Origin of the sequence: Pedobacter planticolens (assembly GCF_014172375.1) — a bacterium.
In the GTDB taxonomy this organism is placed as follows: Bacteria; Bacteroidota; Bacteroidia; order Sphingobacteriales; family Sphingobacteriaceae; genus Pedobacter; species Pedobacter planticolens.
Genome location: NZ_WNXD01000001.1, coordinates 965745 through 985501, shown reverse-complemented (window position 1 = coordinate 985501; position 19757 = coordinate 965745). Strand labels below are relative to the sequence as shown.

The window sequence follows — 19757 nt, the reverse complement described above, 5'->3', positions numbered from 1 at the left end:
AGCTATACTGTAGCTAAAGGCAGAGAAATGAAAAACTTGGAACCTTCTCCTAGTTTACTTTCAAAACCAATTTTGCCTCCAAGTCGTTCTATAAATTCTTTGCACAAAACTAGGCCTAAACCAACTCCCTTTTCGTTATTGGTACCATAGGTTGGCGCTGCTTTGATAGAAAAAATGTCTTCTTGATCTATTGGGGCAATTCCTTTTCCATTATCATTAATTGTGATTTTACATTCGTTGTTAATGATTTCCGCATTGATATTGATTAATCCACCAGTTGGTGTAAATTTTATCGCATTGCTGATAAGATTACGTACTACTAGCTGCAACATATCTACATCTGTCATTATTATTAGCTGTGGAGGGATAGTATCTACGAATGTGATGTATTTTTTGGTGGCTTGAATTTTTTCTAATGCTATGGTATTGGCTAGTACTTGTAATACATTTACTGCTGCTAGTTGCACAATAGCTCCTTCCATTTGTGATTTGGACCAGCTTAGTAAATTAGAGAGCATGGTAATGGTGTGCATGGTGGAATTTTGTAGCGATTTCTCGAGCATACTACGTTCTTCGTTGCTCAACGCATTTTCTTGCAGTAAAGTAAGGTAGTTTTGAATATTCATTAAAGGTGATTTCACATCGTGTGAGATGATAGACATCAACTTATTTTTCTCCATGTTACGCTGTTCCAATTCGTCTTTCTGTTGTAAGATCTGCTTTGTTTTTTCTTCGGCTGCTTTGCGTTCTAGATCATAACTGCGTCTTATAAATCTGATAATGATATAAATAACGAATACGGGCATTGGAAAGGCTGTAATTCTATCAATAAATTCTCCTTTGCCTGCTGTAAATGGGTGCTGTATTAGATGAGGATAATAATATTCGACAGTGTGCAGCGCTAGAAAACATAATAAATAAATGATTAACCACCTTAAGTGCTGTTTATATGGCGAAATGGTAAGTATCACTAACAAATATGCTGGCCAAATTAAATCGGTTGAGCCATGTATGCCTGAGTTTGTAAAATAGTTAACGCCAAAAATTAACAAGCCAATTATACCAAACAGTGTATTGTTGTGTGGTTTGCTATGAAACCTTGAATAATAGTATTGATAGAAGAAGAATAAGCCGATTAAGAAGGCTGAGATTGAGCCGACATATAGGCCTGCGAATAGATTATAGGGTGTGTATATAATTGCTATTGCTATTAAGCCAATACTTAGGGAATGAAATATCCTACTTTCTAAAGAGAATTGTGCTGGTTGTCCAATTAGTTGTGTCCAAACGGTTGATTTTTCAGTTACAGCTTGGGCTTTTAGAAATTTGAAATTAATTAATTTCGGCATGGATAGTTAGAAAGGATGATGGCTTGGCGTATTTAGATACACAATTATAGCTAAAATATGTGGACTTGATAAAATCTAATGGTAATTACTGAGGGGAGTACATCAAAAATATACTAAATCACAGATTATCTATAGCCACATCAAAACAAGTCGATTGTTAAGGTATTCTTTAGGTCTTGTTAAGGTCATGTTCGAGAAAAGCAGTGTTTTCTCGAAGGAGTCTCGAAGGAGTCTCGAACAAGACCTTAACAAATACACATGCTACATCTTTTCTAAAACCAACACTACCTTATTAAAATCTGAAGCGGAATTAATGATTTTTCTAAATGCTTCGTATTGGGTTATTGGGTATTGGGTATTCCGATAATCTTCTACAACGTTTATTGTTAAGATATTTCCGTTAAGTTTATAATCGGATACAAAACCCATTGTTTGTTCGTCTTTATCTTTATAAATTTCGTTTAATTTTAAATCTTTTAGGTTCTTTATTGTATAACCTTCTGGTATAATGAGATTAATTTTCCTATCTAAAATGTGTGCGTACTCAATGTTCATAGGAAATTGTCGTTCTTTTTCTTGGTACATTTCTACTTGGGTACCAATTGCTTGTCCAATTTTTATTAGAAGCTTGTTACCTGCGTTTTCTATTAACTCGCCAGATTTTGTTTTTACATTTAAGGTTATTGGTTGATTATCATTTGCTTTTTCAAATTCTTGATTGGTTATTTTTGAGGATAGCACGTTTTCTGAACCGGTTAGCATTTTTGCTAGTTGTTTGATGATGTTTTGTTTGACTTCATCATTAGCGTAATTGAAAGCATCTCGCATATCTACGGCTGCGTACCCAGAGTAAGACTGTGTGGCATCGATTTCAAGTGAATCTAGCTTTTTACTTAACTGAATTGTACTTTCGATTACATGTACGGTTTTGCTGTAGTGTTGTAATTCGATATTTCTTACTTCGGCTAATGCGGTAGATACGCTTCCTAAAGTGGTGGTGCGCAAAAATACTCCGTTGGTATTGCCCCATACTGGAGGAATCCAAGGGTAGCGAAAATCTGGTCTTGTTGGGGCGATAAACTTATTTTGTGTAGGGAAAAAGAATAAGCTGTAATCACAGTTATTCCAATTTTCAAATGTGCGATCAATAGTAGAACTGGTTCTATCTCCTACTACAACATATTGATATTTAACGCCTAAATTTTGAAAAATAGCAGTATAAAGTCGCATTATACCTGTTTGACCAGCAATTTTATTTTTAATGATAACTGAAATAGCGTTTGATTCTTCATCATTCAAATCTTCGTTATACGTGTATTTTGTTTTGATGTAATTTTCTACTGCAATCAATTTTTTAGTTTCATCTGGAAGTTTATCCCATCCGTTTTCTTTACTAATTGTAGCTACTAGCGCAATATCTTTAGTTGTAACATCTGCTGTGTACATTTCGTAGATACGACGTCCAAAATCATTCCATGTAAATAATCGTTCTCCTTTACGGGCTGCATCATTATAGGCTAGTTTAAATTCTACGTACTTAATGTTAGCGTCGTAAAAAGCATATTTTTCTTCATCTACTCCTGCTGTTTGTTTCTGAATACATTTTACAGAACGTTTTCCGGCCTCGACTGAATCTTTGGGTGTCCATTCGAAATTGAAAGGTTTTAGTTCGAACCTAAGTCGCTCAGGGCAAATAATTTCAAATGATGTTTCTAATTGCGGTATATCAATTTGCAGGTTTTCTCTTCCCATATAGGAAACAGGTCTTTTTATAGTATAAGCATATTCTATTTCGCACCCTTTTTCAAGTCCTTCCATAGCAAAGATTTTATAAACACTTCCATCCTTTTCTTTATAATCTTTAATATCTGCTTTATTTAATTCTACTGTTTTACCGCTTGCGAGAATGGTTCTTGCTCGAACATCTACAATATCTGAATCGTCGGTAACGCTGATGTATATTTTGTTGTATCGTTCTACTGCAGCATCATCATTAACGTGAACTATTTTATGGAGTGTATAATATTTTTCAACGTCTCCTTTAGCGTTATCTGCATATTCTATGCGGCGAATATCTTTAATAATTAGTGCAGATTCTTTCTTGTATTTAGCATCAAAAGAATGAATAACTGGTTTGGAAGACCATGGTTCTATTTTAACTGTTGGTTGTTGGGCATTGCAAATTTTAACTGAAACAAGTAAAATAAAGAGTATAAGTAGCGGTTTGTTCATAGCGTTATATTTTTGAAAGGCTTAAGGTTTCTTTGTACATTGGAAATAGGTTGTCGAGCATTTTATTCCAAGCTTCAAATTTATCTTGGGTAAGCATTAATTCGTTATTTGTATACTCTTGGATAAAAATTAGTTGATTACCTTTTTGTTCGTAAGATAGGCTGAAGCTCATTGCTTCTGAATTGTAGGTTTGTCCTTTTGGTAAATAGGTTAATTTATAGCCTTTGGGTAAGTTTAATATGGTTACGTATTTTTTAACAAACTTAAAATCATGTGCTATTGGAACATTTCGTTTGAGGGTTTCAATTTTTGAGTTTTCGAAAAAGCGAAAGAGATTTAGGTTAAGGTAGTACTCGTCTCCTACTTTGGTACCATATCCTGGTAAAGTAAAGTTACCTTCCCATGCAATGTGGCTCGCAATAGGTTTCCTATCAATAGCAAATGAATCTAGATTAAATTTATTTGTTCCACGCATAAATTCACCTTTCATGTGTTCGTTAAGGTTTTTCTCGCCCCAATACATTAAACTAGCATATGCTTCGGAGGCAAAATAACCTTTTAAATTTTGTGTGATACGACCTTTAATACCGTTTGGAATAATATCAACCCATGTTGTATCTACAAGTTCATTTTGATTTTTTTGGACTGTTGGAACGGTAGTAATTTTATATTCTTTATCGTTTATTGCAATCATTGCTTCCTTATCTTGAATATGGGAAGATGGGGTACCAAATACGCAGGTAGGATCTGTACCATCTAGATAAATATAGTTGCCGTTTAATTTGATGGCGCAAATCATGTGATTGCTGACTAATGGTAGCGGTGTTGTACTAAATTTGTATGGAATATTTCGGGTTCCTATCCAGGTATAATATGCATCTATACCTGCAACTTTCATCATTTGGGTTAAAATACTCGACATATCTTTACAATCGCCAAAACGACGGGTGCATACAAGCGCAGCTTCTCTTGGAATAAATCCTCCCATACCGTCTTCAAAAGCTACATATTTTATATTCTGTTGAACCCAGTTGTAGATTTTACGGGCTTTCTCTTCGGTTGTTTTTAAATTGGTGGTAAGTGAATCTGTAATGTGTTTTACTTGTGTGCTTACATTAGTATTTATGTCTTTTATGTAGCTATAATTTAATGCATATAGGTCATCACTATTAGATAGGTACGAAATCTTTTTTCCTTGACTATCTTTATAACTATCTATATAAAAAACTACGTGTGGTGAGTACCATGCGTATCCAGGAGCATCTCCATATGCTCTATCTGCTGTGCAATTTTTAAATTTAAAAGAGTAGATGGTATTGCGTTTCCCTTTGTCAATTGTAACGATGATATTGGCTGTATCAAGCCCTTTCTTTTGGTATTTGATGAATATATCATTTGCCACAGTTAATTTTAACTCACTGTTGAGCACAGGCAAGTAACTTCTGAAATAGTGTGTTGGTAATAAGTGTGCATCTTTATTTACCCAAGAAACATCTAGCGAACCAATGGCATTAGGTTCAATAGAAGGGTAATTGAAAGACATTTTTTTTAAATCATCATAAAAAACAAAATCTTGTTTATCTGATGTTGTTTTGAAACTGTTTACTTTGATTACTTTGTTGCTTGCTGTACGTGTTTGTGCTGAATAATTGATAAGTTCACGAAAAAAGCTGTGATAAAAACTAAATGAGCCTACATAATTTGCTGCATTTTCAGTTAAAAAGGCAATGCTTTCTTTTTCTCTACTTTCTACATATGGTTTATCTTCTTTTAGTACGAATGTGTAATCGACTAGCTTATCTACAAACACTGCTTTTTCGCTTGGATATTGCTTACGAAGCTCATCCATATTTTGTGCTTTTAAAGAAAATATACTAAAAGAAAGTGTGAGGAAAATAATGAGCTGTACTGGTATATGTTTATTCATACTTAACAGATTTAAGTACTCCTTGTTCGTAATTTTTTGTTTGTAACAGCTTACCATTTTCATTATAGATTTTAACAGGACCCTGAATTACACCATATTCATAATTAGTTTCTCGTTTTATAGATCCATTTTCATTATATGTTTTACATAGACCATGTTCATTATCGTTCAAATAGTTAAAATCTGTTTTAATTTTACCACTCTCATAATAAGTTTTAGCAGCTCCTTCTGATACATTGTATTCCAAATGTTCATCTGAGAGTAGGTTTCCATTTTCGTAATATACTCGATCATCGCCATGTCTTTCGCCACCCAAATAGGTACATTCTCGTGATGGCTTTCCGTTAGCGAAAAATGCTTTTACTACCCCCATTGTATTATTGATAGGCATTTCGTTTTGTAATTTCCCGTTACTATCATTAAAAGAATAAGAGACAGCTAAATCATCATTAAATAAAATTTGATAGGCTAAAGCTCCTTTTGGATCGTACATTTTACCATATCCTTGGTAAAGGTCATCCTTTATATAGGAAACGTATTTTTTATTTCCATTCTCAAAAAACCTAGTGTATTCTCCATTTAATTTATCGCCACTGTAATTATACGTTCGAGAAATTTTACCATCTTCATCGTAAAATTTCCATACCCCTATTTTTTCTCCATTAGCATATTTGCCTTCCATAGATTTTATACCACCATGTAGATAATTAACATAAGTACTATCTAACAATCCGGATTTATAATAAAAAATGCGTTCAGGACTTCCATCAAAATAATAGGATTTAAAGACACCATCAAATTCTCCATTTTTATAATTTGTTTCTGCCATTAACTTACCATTTGGATGTAATAACTTGAATTTGCCTTGACCTTTATCGAAAATATCGGTTGCGATTACTTTTCCTTGTTCATCATAATTCGTAACTTCTTCTAGCCATCCTCTGTAATATTTATATTCAACTGATTTTTGTCCGTTAGCGAAATATTCTTCCTTATAACCATCTATATCACCAGCTAGGTAATATTGGGTAGAATTCAATTTACCATTTTCATTATAATAAGACCAAGGTCCTTGGTACTGATCTTCAACCATCCACCCTTCCGTTTCAATGTTTCCATTCATATAAAAACTAGTATAATAACCATTGGTTTTATCATCAGTCATTGTAGTTTCTGATTTGATTTTTCCATTTTGGTAATAGGTTACTACTTTTCCATCTATCAAGCCATCTTTATAATTAAGTATCTGATTAATTTTACCTGAATTGTAATAAATAGTATCAAGACCATTTAATACACCAGCTTTATAAGTTAAGCTAGATTTTTTAAGTCCATTATTTCCATAGGATATTAATTTACTAGTTTCACCATTGCTGATCAGAGAACTTAGTGCGTTACCAGATTTATCTAAATATGAAGCCTTCACTAATGCACCGTTTTCATAAGTGCGTTTAGAGAATATTTTGCCGTCTTTATAGTATTCTAAAAGCTCTCCATCTATTTTGTCTTTTACTGCATTGTAAGTGGATGATAGCTCTCCAGTTGGATAATACTCTTTGTGAGGACCATTCTCTATTCCGGCATGCCTTTGCGAAGACTGCTTAATTTTTCCGTGATCATCATAATACTTCCACTCTCCTTCGGTAAGATCCTTTAAAAAATTTCCTTCTGTAACTAAAATACCCTGATTGTTATATTCCTTATAACTACCTTCTGCTTTTCCGTTTATGTATTGTACAACAGATTTCAACTTTCTATTTTTAAAATATGCCTTTTCATTGCCGTTAAGTGCTCCAGAAGTATAGTTTTTCTCACTTTCTAAATCACCATTATTGTAGTAGTTTTTTTCTTCTCCATCTAATTTACCTGCTTTGTAATTGGATACACTCTTAATACTACCACCATAAGTATACACTGTTATAGTACCTTGAAGTTGTCCGTTTATATAATTTTCAACTGAAGATTTATTGCCATTCGCGAAATAATATTCCTGCTGCCCAGCAAGTTTACCATTTAGGTAATTTTCTTTTGCTTTAATTGCTCCTTTATAATTGAACCAAGTCCAGCTGCCACTGCGTTGACCAGAACTATTAAATATGCCTTGACTTTTGATGTTACCACCTGGATAATATCCAGTCCAAGCACCTAATAAAATTTTTCCTGTTTTTGAAAGTGTACCTCTTCCTAATAGCGCTCCATCTTCATAAAAAAACCTTGTGCTTGTTGTATCTCGTTTTTTCAACATTAATTCGCGTGTAGATTGAATGAGATCAAAATAAACACTCGCCTCACCTGTAAAAACATCTATCTGCTTTTTGTTTTTTTCAACATAAGCCTCAATTGCAGGAATTTTAACATTTGAGAACATGTGGTTAATCATTAAGTCAAACTTTTTATCAGCATATACTTTCTTCAGAAATGGAAGGTAATACTGAGTCCAAAAATCAGAATCATCATCTGTATATTCCAATTTTTCTATCACTGCTTGAATTTGCCTACTAATAGGATCATCTACTTGTGTTAATATTTCATACGATTTATTGAGTGCTATTTTTGAGAATATCACATCTTCTACTGCTTGATAATTGGCATTAGGATATGTTTTTCGGTTGTTTTTAAAGTTCAATATCTCATCTGTATTAACTGATATTTGTTGCAGCATATTTATAGAACTTTGTGCAAATTTCCCTTTGGGAGAGAATAAAAGGTAAGACATGTAACTGATATACGCTGGAACTATTTTCCCTTGAAGTACTGCTGAGAGAGCTAAATGATAATGAGCACTGTATGTATAAGGATTAATTAAAAGCGTTTTTTGAAACCATTGTTCAGCTACCTCAGGTTTTTCTAACCTTAGATAAACCACACCTTTGTTGAAATATAGCATGCTAAACTCTGGATATTTCCCAAGCCCTGTGTCGAAAATCTTTATCGCCTCGTCATATTTCCCCATATCAAGCAGTAGACTTCCATATGCATTATAGATATCGGGTCCGAATTCATGATTGGTTTTTACAAGTAATGCTTGCTGACAATATTTAACTCCTTCGTTATACTGACTATCGGCACGGCATACCAAAGCTTTTTTAAGTAGTACAGATACATAATTGGTATCACTTCGGCTAACTTTATTAAGGAGAGCCAATGCAGGTTTAAACTGGCCAGAATCAGCAAGGGCTAGGCTTTTAGTAATGATATCGCCAGAATTTATAATTTCTGATTTTTGCGCAAGAGAGAATTTTGAAAGAAAAAGAAATAATATTAGTACTATTAAATTACGGGTTTTCATGAAGGGGCGTTAGTTAAACCTAAAAATATAGTTTTTTTTAAAAATTCAAAACAAAGACTACTAATTTATTTTGTTTTGTTTATTATGGTTTACAAATAGCACCGATTACGTATGTTGCAGAGGGAAAATAAAACTCGAAGATTTTATTTGAGGAAATATGTGGAGAGGATTGAATTAGCTTATTGAAACCTAAATGGATAGTATAGTGCAAAAATTCAATCTCTGATTTTTTTAAACTAATTCGCTAATTTACTAACGTCCTAGTTTGTTATTATTTAGGTTTAATCTAAGCCCGACAGAAAGGCCAACCGAGTGAAGCTTGACACTACCGTAACCTATATCTCTTAAGGGAAGTTTGTAATAGGGTTGAACCATTACCCCTATTCTCTGATTAAGCTTGCGCTCGTAAGTTGCATTTAAATTTAAGATGCTAAATAAATATGTTTTACTATTTGGAACTTCATAGTTTTTTGAGGCATATTGTACTGGTTCAAAGTTATATTGGTAATTTTCATGAAGCATGAAATATGATGAAAGTCCGGTACCAAATGATAGTACATTGTGCTCGTTTTCGAAGAAACGATAATCAATATTTAAGGGTAAATCGAACATTTTACAAACCACATTTATACTTGTTGGAACGTATTTAGTAGCATATGGATTACTGCCATACGCAGAAATATAGCTATTAAAATTACCTTGATACGGCTTGTTAGAATAAATGAGACCAGTTTGAATAGTTATTTTTTTAGAGATACTCACATTTAATAGTGCTCCATAATTATTGCCGACTTTAGCTTGCCCTAAAGAACTAGTACCATTCAAATCAGATGAAGCAACAGCACTAATAGCGAATAGTATTGGACGTTTTGTTTTCCCTGTTTTTGGTTTTTTGATTTTTTCAGGTTCAACTATTGAAGAACTCGAATCGGTAGGTAATACGGCATCTATCACCACTTGTGTAGTATTAACGTTATTTGCAACTTGTTGTTGAACGACAACACTGTTATTAATTTCAGGTGATACAGCTGCAATAACAATTGCTGCATTTGCTTCTTCTTTTTTTGCAGCAGGAACTGTTGAAGCTATACTATTTTCTTCCGTATTTTGTTGGGTGTTTAAATTTTGAACCAGTTGTTTTGTTGGAACAGAAACTTTGTGTTTTTTAGGAATTGAATTATGAGTTAATAACGTTTTTTCTAGCGATAATTCATTATCATTTTTTTGCGTTTCGGACTTAAATATTGGTTGATTTGATATTTTATCATCACTTTGTTTTACTTTTTTTACAGTTGCTGGATTGTTATTTAAGTCGGTTGAACCAAAAAACCACCAACCAAATGCAAGTAATAGCATAGCAGCTATTCCACTCCCAATACGTAACCAGCGTAAAACCACTCGATTCTTATCTTTTTTGTCAAGACGAGCTTCAAGCGCCATCCAATCTTCTTCATTATAAGCGAAGATATTCTCGGCATCCTGAAGCCTTTTCTTAAAAAGGTGATCCAATTCTTTATCTTCTTCTTTCATTGTCTATATTAACTATTCTATGCACAACCAATTGATATAATCGGTGTAAAATCTTCACCTGTTTCTCTGTAATACTGAATATTTTTAGCTGATTCATCTATAGTAATGATCATCTGCTTCAATTTTTTTCTCGCTTTGTGTAAATTCGATTTAGAAGTTCCTACACTTATGTCTAAACGTGCTGCAATTTCTTCATGTGTATAGCCATCTATTGCAAATAAATTAAACACGGTTTGATAAGCTGGTGGAAGCTGTTGAACCATGGTTAACAAATCGGCATAATTAAGGTTACTATCACAAAGATTAACATGTCCAATATCATCTACTTCATCAATATCAAGTACATGAGCAGTTCTTAAATTCGACCGATAATTATCTATGGAAGCGTTCATCATAATGCGGCCAAGCCAAGATTTAAACTCTCTAGTCTGATCAAATCGATCTATATGAGTAAATACTTTTAGGAAACCTTGATTTAAAACTTCTACTGCTTCACTTCGGTTGTTGGTATAACGAAGACAAATACCCATTGCGTAACCATAAAATGATTTATAGAGCAATTGTTGAGATTTTCTATCCTTTCTTAAGCAATTTTTAATAAGTAGTAGTAATTCTTCATCCATAGTGGATCGGCTAAAGGTTTAACAACACCAACTTTACTTACTATTACGGGCAAAGACTAATAAAGGTTGCCGCCCCTAACGGTTATTTTTTAGGATTACTAAAATTAATTTTAGGTAAAGGCAACCAAATTGCAGTTTAATACGATATACCTAATATCAAGAAGTATAAAATGATTCCTGTCTCCATTGTTATCATCACCAAAAACGAAGCTGCACTAATTGCAAACTGCATTACTGCATGTAAACCTATTTCTGATGATATAATTATAATTGATAACGACAGTACAGATTACACCCCTAAAATTGCTGAAAGTCTTGGATGTAGAGTGTTTTTAGAAAATTGGGATGGTTACGGTGCGAATAAAAATAAAGGTGGTCTTCTTGCAAAATACGATTGGATACTAAGTATTGATGCAGATGAAATACCAGATGCAGAGTTGATTACTGCACTTCATCAATTGTCGTTTAATGATTCAAAGGTTGTGTATGACATTAAATTCAAAACATACTTTGGCAAAAAAATAATACAGTATGGAAGTTGGGGAAATAATCATAAAATTCGTTTATTCAATCGAATTCATGTAAAATGGTCTAACTCTAAAGTTCACGAAACGCTTTTACTTCCAAATTTCACTAATATTAAAAGACTAAAAGGTCATATTGATCATTTTACGGTTCAATCTGTACAAGAATTTTATCAAAAAGCCAATCATTATGCAAATTTAAGTACCGAACAATACTTAATTAATAACAAGAAAAACGTGTTTTTAAAGCTTTATCTTTCTCCTATATTCGGTTTTATCAAAAATTATATTATCCGGCTTGGCTTTTTAGATGGCGCAGAAGGACTGGATATTGCTCTTATTACCTATAAAAATACTTGGTCGAAGTATTATCGTTTAAAACAACTTCAACGTAAATTAGATTCCCTTAGCACTAAAACGCATATCATAAAAGATTTTGATATGGAATATAAATAACTTGAAAAACAAGCTACTCCAAAATCTATCAGCAAATACTGCACAACTACTCGTTAATCAACTATGTGGGTTAATTATATTTTATATATTATCTACACAATTGGATAAAGCTAGTTTCGGTAAAATTAACTTCGTTTTAGCCATTATGCTGATGGCTTTTAATCTGCTTACTTTAGGAATTGATCAGGTTTTGATTAGGAAAATTGCATCCAATCATGAACTCAAAAACATTCTTTCGCTCTATTTTTTACATGTTTTATTAACTGGATTTTTATTTTTCATAGTTCTAGTACTGTGCAGTTTTTTCTTCGACCCAAAAAATGAAATTTATCCAATACTACTAGCCATTGGCGTTGGTAAACTGTTAATTTATTTTTCTACCCCATTTAAAACATTGGCAAATGGACTCGAAAAATTTAAACTAATGGCTTACATGCTAATCATTTCCAACGTAACCAGAAGTTTAGCACTACTAATTTTGGCTATTTTTAAAATAGTTACGTTAAAGGAAACTGTAATTCTTTTTGTTTTAGGCGATCTCACCGAATTCATTGTTTGCCTCTATCTTTTCAAAAGAAATATAAAAGTTCCCTTAAGTGTTTCGTTAGAAAAAAAGACTTACTTCAATTTATTGCGTGAAGCCATGCCGCAAACTGGAGTTGTAATTTTAACATCAGTTATGGCTCGATTAGATTGGATTTTTATCGGAGTGATGATTTCTGCGGTAAAATTGGCTGAATATAGTTTTGCCTATAAAATTTTTGAGATTGCCACTCTTCCTCTTTTAGCAGTAGCGCCGCTTTTATTACCACGATTTATTAAAATTTTTAATACACATAATTACTCAACAGATAAATTTAGATTACTAGTAAAAGCAGAGCTGATTATAGCAATGGTAAGTTGTTTGTTTCTTAACGTTCTTTGGCAGCCAGTTATTGATTTTATAACTGATGGTAAGTATGGAATCGTTAATGTTAATACTATTTTTCTCCTTTCATTATGCATTCCATTTCTTTATCTAAACAATTTTTTATGGACGATTTATTTTGCTCAAGGAAGGATGAAAATGATTTTGTTTGGCTTTATCATTTCATTTTTGACGAATTTACTCCTTAACATTATACTTGTTCCTTACGCTGGCAACGAAGGAGCAGCTATCTCTTTCTTGGTTGCAACTATAGTTCAAACCATTTATTACTTGTCTAAAAATCAAATAACAATACTAAATTCAATCTTGAAAGATCTTGTGATTTTTTTAACTTTTGCTCTTTTTAGCGGATTTTTATTTAGATATCTGCAAGTAGATTATCTTTTAAATCTTATACTCTCTTTATTGGTTTTTATTAGTTTATTGATTGCTACTCGCCAAGTTAAATGGAGCGATCTTAAAACCATTGTGCATACTTTTAAATTTAATTAGCTTCTCCTAAAAGCAACCTTTTACTAAGCTAAATCGTATGAGCAAGTAGAGAATAGTAGATCAAAATTTAGATAAAACCAAACAAGCTATTCTCCTTATAAAAAAGGATGAACATCGGTTTAACTCGCATCAATTTCAAAAAATTAAAGACGCTAATTGACTGGAAGTTGCTGGTTTTATTATTGTTTTTTTTGGATGTGAAAATGGCCATAAAGGTTCCTGCAATTGTACTGGTTTATGTATTACAACCAAATTTTAATTTCGGTTTTAAGCTAAAAAATCCACGACTTCCTCTTTTTTATCCTTTCATTAGTGTATTGGCGATAGTAGCCATGGTGATAAATAAAAGCTACCAAAACTCAAATTACTTTTTAGTACTATTTACTGGCATAGGATTTTGGCTATTGTGTGTATTGGCAATTCATCAGGTGAAACTTACGGTAGAACAACAACAGCCAAAGGTTATTCACCAAACGATAGTTGTATTTTTCATCATCAATGCTTTGTTTTCGGCACTTAATCTATTCAAGATTATTTGGGAAATCGGCGAAATTAATCCATATATCTATCAGGGATTATTTCAAAAATACTTTATGGGAACTGGAGATTACATCAAAGGCGTAACGTTCGATACCTCAACAACTAATGCTATTTTGAATACCGTTGGTGTAATTTATTTCCTGATAAAAAAGCAATATCCCATGTTAATTCTGTGCATGGTTGTATTAATTTTCACAGCAAGTAATTTTTCAAATATTATGCTTATTGGCATTCTGACAGTACTTTTTGTTTTTAAAAGTAGTCGAGATCAAAAAAGCATGATTGTAATCTGCTTGTTTTTGTTGGTCGTGTTTATGGTCAAAATATCGCCACAGAACAATAAATATGTGAATGAAACTTTCGAAAGAGTTTTTGATAAGAATTGGGATGAAAAATTAAGTAATGTACAAACTAAACCTATTCCACTAAGAGAAAAGCCTGATTCAATTCTTACTCAAGAAGAGAAAAGGGAAAAATTTGTAACGCTGTATTTGGATAGCCTCAATCTTTTACAAAACCCCATTAAAGTAAGTCTTGCAAAAAACAATAAAACACTAATCAAGGATGAGCATGGTCGAATTTTATTACCACAAGACAGCATTCATACTCCAACGTTTCAGAGCATTAAAGTTCCATTGAAAATACAAGAACCAATGTTGCTTTTTATCGAAAAAAACAGTGCTTCTTTACCTTATTCCTCAAAGCGAACTCCAATCCCATCTTTTCCAGGCAAAGCAGTTGGTCTTTTGCAATCAGTTCATTTTTTCATTAGTCATCCCTCAAAAATTATAGTAGGAAATGGAATGGGTAACTTCTCTTCTAAATTAGCTTTCAGAACTACCAATTTAGGAATCACAGGTAATTACCCAAAAAAATATGCGTACATCAATGAGGATTTCCTGGTTAACCATCTCGATATTTATCTTTATTTTTTTAGCAAACAATCTGGTTATCACTCTATTACAAACAGCCCATTTTCTGGATATGATCAATTACTTTCAGAATATGGAATAATTGGGTTACTACTTTTCTTTATTTTTTATATCGGTTATTTCTTAAAGGATTTCCGAAAATTAACCTATGGAATTCCATTGCTATGTTTATTGTTAGGCATTTTCTTTATTGATTATTGGTTTGAACAACTCTCTGTTTTAATCTTATTTGAGTTGATGCTCTTGTTAAATATCAAAGAAAGTTCGCTTCAAGCTACAGGAGGATTAGCAAATGAATAATCCAAAAATTACTGTCCTTATGCCGGTTTATAATACCGAGAAATTTATTGAAAAAGCAATAAGTTCAGTGCTAAATCAGACGTTTACAGATTTCGAACTTTTGATTATAAATGATGGTTCAACAGATAATTCCTTAGCCCTAATTCAATCCTTTACAGATGAAAGAATTAAGGTAATTAGTCAGCCAAATAAAGGAGTTGCAGCAGCATTGAATAATGGTTTAACTCATGCCAGTGCAGATTACATCGCTCGTTTTGATGCCGATGATATTTGCCACCCCAATCGGCTACAAGTGCAATATGATTTTATGCGGGCCAATCCAGACTATCAAATTATTGGTTCTGGCGTTGATTATGTGAGTGTGGATGGCGAATATATTTTCACCTATAGACCAAGTGCTTTAAGTTACTCTGAAATATTAGCGCTTAACCCTAAAATTTGCCCATTTATACACTCTAGTGTGTTCTATAAAAAAGAGGTAATTATACATTATGGCGGTTATAATGAATATGCTTACACATTTGAGGATCATTTGTTATGGGCAAATCTTATTAAAAATGAAAAGGTCTGCAATTTAAATCAATCACTTATTAAAGTAAGGTTGAATCCGGACTCAATCACCATTGATGAAAAATGGAGAACTGCTTCATTTAAAAAAATAAAATACACAGCTATTCTTCAACTTGATATTTCTAAACATGATGGACTTAAACTAATTGAAATTGGCAAAAGACAACATGGTCGTAAGATAAAGGAAGGTGCTTATTACGCTTTACTAGGGAAAAAATATTTGTGGAATAATTATCAACCGCTAAAAGCGAGAGAAAATCTACGTAAAACATTATCTATAAGTCCTTTTCACATTAAAAATTACCTACTGCTTCTGATTTCATTTTTGCCAGAATCTATTTTACATGCTGGATATCATTTGTTCAAAACAAATTTAGGATATCAAAAACACGACCTTTCTATTAACTCAACAAATTATGTCAACGGCAACTAAATCGCTAAAAATATTTGTTGATGGACATGTATTCGATAAAGAATATCAAGGTTCACAAACTTTTTTAAAGGGCTTGTATACACAATTGATGATAGATTATCCGCTCCTCGAAATTTATTTTGGTGTACAAAATGTAGCTAAGTTTAATATCGAATTTCCAGGCTTTCCTGAAAACCGAATATTGATATATAAAAAGAGAAGACTTAGCTTACTAAGATTTCTTTTCGATATTCCTCTTTTCCTCAAAAAACACCAATTTGATTTTGCTCATTTTCAATATACCAGTCCGAAACAAATAAAAGGCTGTAAGTACATTGTAACACTTCACGATACTTTATTTAGTGATTTTAAAACTGAATTCGGTTTAATTTATCGCTTCAGTCGTAATTTACTTTTTGGGCGTAGCATTAAAAATGCAGCTATGAAAACCACAGTAAGTGAATATTCAAGGCAGCAGATTCATAAACATTATCATATTGCAATTCAACAGCTACATGTTGTTCCAAATGGGATTGATTTGTCAAAAATCAAAACTGAAACTTTGAAAGAAGATGCAGTCAAAGTAGTTGATAAAAAATTCGGAGTAAAGAATTTCATCCTTTATGTAAGTAGAATCGAGCCTCGGAAAAATCATTTACTCCTTTTAAAAACCTATCTAAAGCTTAAATTATATCAGCAAAACATTGCGCTTGTTTTTATCGGAAAGGAATCTATTCCTATTAAAGAGTTAAATTTTTTAATTGAAAACCTGAATAATGAGCAACGCAAGTTATTTTATTGGATAGAGCAAGTTGAACAATCAGATCTGAATAATTTTTATCTCGCTTCTAGGCTTTTCGTTTACCCTTCAAAAGCAGAAGGTTTTGGTATTCCTCCACTTGAGGCTGCCGGATTTCATTGCCCAGTTTTATGTTCAAATGCTACTGCAATGAAGGATTTTGATTTTTTTGAACCGCACATATTCAATCCTCAAAATAAAAATGAATTTGAGCAAAAACTAACTTCTATTCTTGCCTCTCCACCGAGTAATGATTTTCTAAATAAGGTTGCTAACCAAGTTCAGGAAAAATACAATTGGCAACACAGTGGAAATCTATTTTATAATCTTTTAACTACCTATCAATGAAATTGAAAATTGCCATACTCGGTACACGTGGAATTCCAAATCATTATGGGGGGTTTGAACATATTTCTGAATACATAAGTGAAGGTCTTGTTCAAAAAGGGCATTCGGTTACGGTTTATAATTCACATCAACATCCTTATCAGCAAAAATCGTGGAATGGTGTAAACCTTGTCCATTGCTATGATCCTGAGTATTTAATTGGAACTGCAGGACAATTTATCTACGATTTTAATTGTTTAAGAGATGCCAGAAAAAGAAACTTTGATGTGATATTGATTATGGGATATACCAGCAGTTCAGTTTGGGGGAAATTATATCCGCAGGAAAGTGTCATTATCACAAATATGGATGGATTGGAGTGGAAACGAACTAAATACAGCAAACCAGTTCAGCAGTTTTTAAAATATGCTGAGAAATTAGCTGTAAAACACAGTCAATTTTACATCGCCGATTCGATGGTTATTAAATCCTATTTGAAGGATAAGTATGCAATCAATAGTAGCTACATTCCTTATGGAGCTGATCTTTATTCTCCACAAGAAAAAGAGCAGTTTAGCTTGACCGAAATGCAAAAAGAAGATTATTTTTTATTAATGGCTAGAATGGAACCAGAAAATAACATCGAAACTATTTTAGATGGTTTCACCAATAGCAATTCGGAAAAGAACTTTAAAGTGCTGGGCGATACTCAAAATAAATTCGGAAAATTCATCACTGATAAGTTTAAAAATGATGAACGGATTAAATTTAAAGGATCAAATTTTAATAATGTAGCAGTTAGGTCGTTGCAAAATAATTCTTATCTGTATTTCCATGGACATAGTGTTGGTGGAACAAATCCTTCTTTGCTAGAAGCGATGGCGAGTGAAGCCTTGATTGCTGCTCATGATAACCCTTTCAATAAATCAGTATTGGAGAAGGATGCTTTTTACTTTAACAACGCAGTTGATGTTCGCAAATTGATAGAAACGGTCCAACGGAAAGATCCAGAAAAGCAAATGGTGCAAAATAATTTACTCAAAATCCAATATCAATTTAATTGGGAGAAAGTAATCGATGCCTACGAAGAGTTTATAATTGAATGTTATTGTAAAGTGAAAGATGAAAGAATTATTTCAAATAAAAGATAGTACTGCAAATCGGATTAGCTATTACCTAATTTTATTGTTCTTATTGAGCCTACCATTTGATAGGTTTTATAGCCATCTAATTATAGTATGCCTTTTTATTCATACCCTCATTCATTTACGGAAAAGCGATATTAAGCCACTGTTTACGCTTCAAAATATTACACTTCAATCTATCTTTTTGGTCACGTTAATTAGTATATTTTACAGTATTGATAAAACCCATGGCTATCAAGAAATCGGCAAACAAGCTTTCATATTATTAATGCCCATACTATTTTGTTTAAATCCCATCGATCTAAAAAAATATCGAAACAACTTTTTCCTCGTCTTTTCAATTGGTTGTACACTTTCAGTTGTGTATCTATATGTACAAGCTTTAGTAACAATCAATTATTATCATTTACCGCTAGCTGCTTTATTTTCACCAGCCTTTATTAATCATAATTTTTCAGAACCATTTGGCATTCATGCTACTTTTTTCTCCATGCAACTTTCTTTGGCATTGATCTATTTACTTTCTGTAGCATTAAGATCATCCAATATTAAATCAACTATTTCTTTGTTGTTCTGTTGTTGCATTTTAACTGCTGGCATTATTCAATTGAGTTCTAAATCAGTATTTGTTTCGTTACTATTGATTATCAACTTTGCCATCCCCTATTTTATATTGAATTCTAAAAAACGCATTCTATACATTTTGATTACGTTAACATTCAGTGTGTTATTGTTTGTCGGTATTTATAAAATTGATGCATTAAAAACGCGTTACCTTACCGAATTCAAAAGCGACTTAAACAGCACTATTTCTCAAAATTTAATTGAACCGCGTTTAGCTCGTTGGCAAGTTGCAAGAGAAGTGATTTTAACTAAACCAATATTTGGACATGGCGCTGGTTCAGAAACTCAATTATTGAGAGCGGGTTATTTTGAAAAAAAGTTATATCGTTCTTATCTCGCATCATTAAATGCACACAGTGAATTTTTAAGTCTATTAATCAAAGCAGGCATTTTCGGTTTATTGGTATATCTGATTACTTTAATTTATGGTTTTACTATCAGCATCAGAAATAAAGATGTATTGCTCTTTTCTTTCATCGTTTTAGTCGCTTTAGTTTCCTTTTCAGAAAACCTATTGGATGTAGATAAGGGGATTATCTTTTATAGTTTTTTCTTTTCCCTGCTGTATTTTTCAAGTAATCATAAACACGCTAAAAACCGTCAAAATTCATCAACATAATTTTAAACTAGGCAACCAAATTGACGCTTAAAACGTCTTATATATAACAGTAAATTATCTTTCAACGGATCTTAAAATTAGAAATTCAATTGTTAAATCTAAAAAAGAACATCATTTCAACGCTTGCGTATTTCGACAT

General features: G+C 32.5%; 13 protein-coding genes. 7 read left to right on the top strand and 6 right to left on the bottom strand.

Annotated elements, in window-relative coordinates; translation table 11 throughout:
• Positions 1-2: 2 nt before the first annotated feature.
• The 6 genes from GM921_RS04165 to GM921_RS04140 all read right to left on the bottom strand — a co-directional run bounded on the left by GM921_RS04165 (position 3) and on the right by GM921_RS04140 (position 10950).
• A complete protein-coding gene (locus tag GM921_RS04165) occupies positions 3-1349 on the bottom strand; it encodes a sensor histidine kinase (protein WP_182921348.1) in 1347 nt (448 codons plus the stop codon).
• A gap of 261 nt (positions 1350-1610) precedes the next feature.
• Positions 1611-3581 carry a DUF3857 domain-containing protein gene (locus GM921_RS04160; protein ID WP_182921347.1) on the bottom strand — a complete coding sequence of 657 codons (1971 nt, stop codon included), beginning with the start codon at positions 3579-3581 and terminating at the stop codon, positions 1611-1613.
• 4 nt (positions 3582-3585) lie between these two features.
• Complete coding sequence (locus GM921_RS04155) at positions 3586-5508, bottom strand: DUF3857 domain-containing protein (RefSeq protein WP_182921346.1); 1923 nt, start codon at positions 5506-5508, stop codon at positions 3586-3588.
• Entirely contained in the window at positions 5501-8797 is a 3297-nt protein-coding gene (locus GM921_RS04150; protein WP_182921345.1) for a tetratricopeptide repeat protein, read from the bottom strand. Before GM921_RS04150 ends, GM921_RS04155 begins: the two co-directional genes overlap by 8 nt.
• 252 nt (positions 8798-9049) lie before the next feature.
• Complete coding sequence (locus GM921_RS04145; RefSeq protein WP_182921344.1) at positions 9050-10327, bottom strand: porin family protein; 1278 nt, start codon at positions 10325-10327, stop codon at positions 9050-9052.
• Between the two features lie 17 nt (positions 10328-10344).
• Positions 10345-10950, bottom strand: a complete 606-nt coding sequence (locus GM921_RS04140; RefSeq protein WP_182921343.1) for an RNA polymerase sigma factor — start codon at positions 10948-10950, stop codon at positions 10345-10347.
• A gap of 170 nt (positions 10951-11120) precedes the next feature.
• Between GM921_RS04140 and GM921_RS04135 the strand changes: the two genes are divergently transcribed.
• The 7 genes from GM921_RS04135 (at position 11121) to GM921_RS04105 (ending at position 19618) form a co-directional block, all read left to right on the top strand.
• Complete coding sequence (locus GM921_RS04135) at positions 11121-11930, top strand: glycosyltransferase family 2 protein (RefSeq protein WP_182921342.1); 810 nt, start codon at positions 11121-11123, stop codon at positions 11928-11930.
• Between the two features lies 1 nt (position 11931).
• Positions 11932-13350, top strand: a complete 1419-nt coding sequence (locus GM921_RS04130; protein ID WP_182921341.1) for an oligosaccharide flippase family protein — start codon at positions 11932-11934, stop codon at positions 13348-13350.
• A 107-nt stretch (positions 13351-13457) separates the two neighbouring features.
• Complete coding sequence (locus tag GM921_RS04125) at positions 13458-15122, top strand: hypothetical protein (RefSeq protein ID WP_182921340.1); 1665 nt, start codon at positions 13458-13460, stop codon at positions 15120-15122.
• Complete coding sequence (locus GM921_RS04120) at positions 15115-16125, top strand: glycosyltransferase family 2 protein (RefSeq protein ID WP_182921339.1); 1011 nt, start codon at positions 15115-15117, stop codon at positions 16123-16125. The genes GM921_RS04125 and GM921_RS04120 overlap by 8 nt, the downstream gene beginning before the upstream one ends.
• Positions 16109-17251 (top strand): glycosyltransferase family 4 protein, encoded by a 1143-nt coding sequence (locus tag GM921_RS04115; protein ID WP_394354292.1) that lies wholly within the window; start codon positions 16109-16111, stop codon positions 17249-17251. The genes GM921_RS04120 and GM921_RS04115 overlap by 17 nt, the downstream gene beginning before the upstream one ends.
• Positions 17248-18381 carry a DUF1972 domain-containing protein gene (locus GM921_RS04110; RefSeq protein WP_182921337.1) on the top strand — a complete coding sequence of 378 codons (1134 nt, stop codon included), beginning with the start codon at positions 17248-17250 and terminating at the stop codon, positions 18379-18381. The genes GM921_RS04115 and GM921_RS04110 overlap by 4 nt, the downstream gene beginning before the upstream one ends.
• Complete coding sequence (locus tag GM921_RS04105; RefSeq protein ID WP_182921336.1) at positions 18353-19618, top strand: O-antigen ligase family protein; 1266 nt, start codon at positions 18353-18355, stop codon at positions 19616-19618. Before GM921_RS04110 ends, GM921_RS04105 begins: the two co-directional genes overlap by 29 nt.
• Positions 19619-19757: the final 139 nt, after the last annotated feature.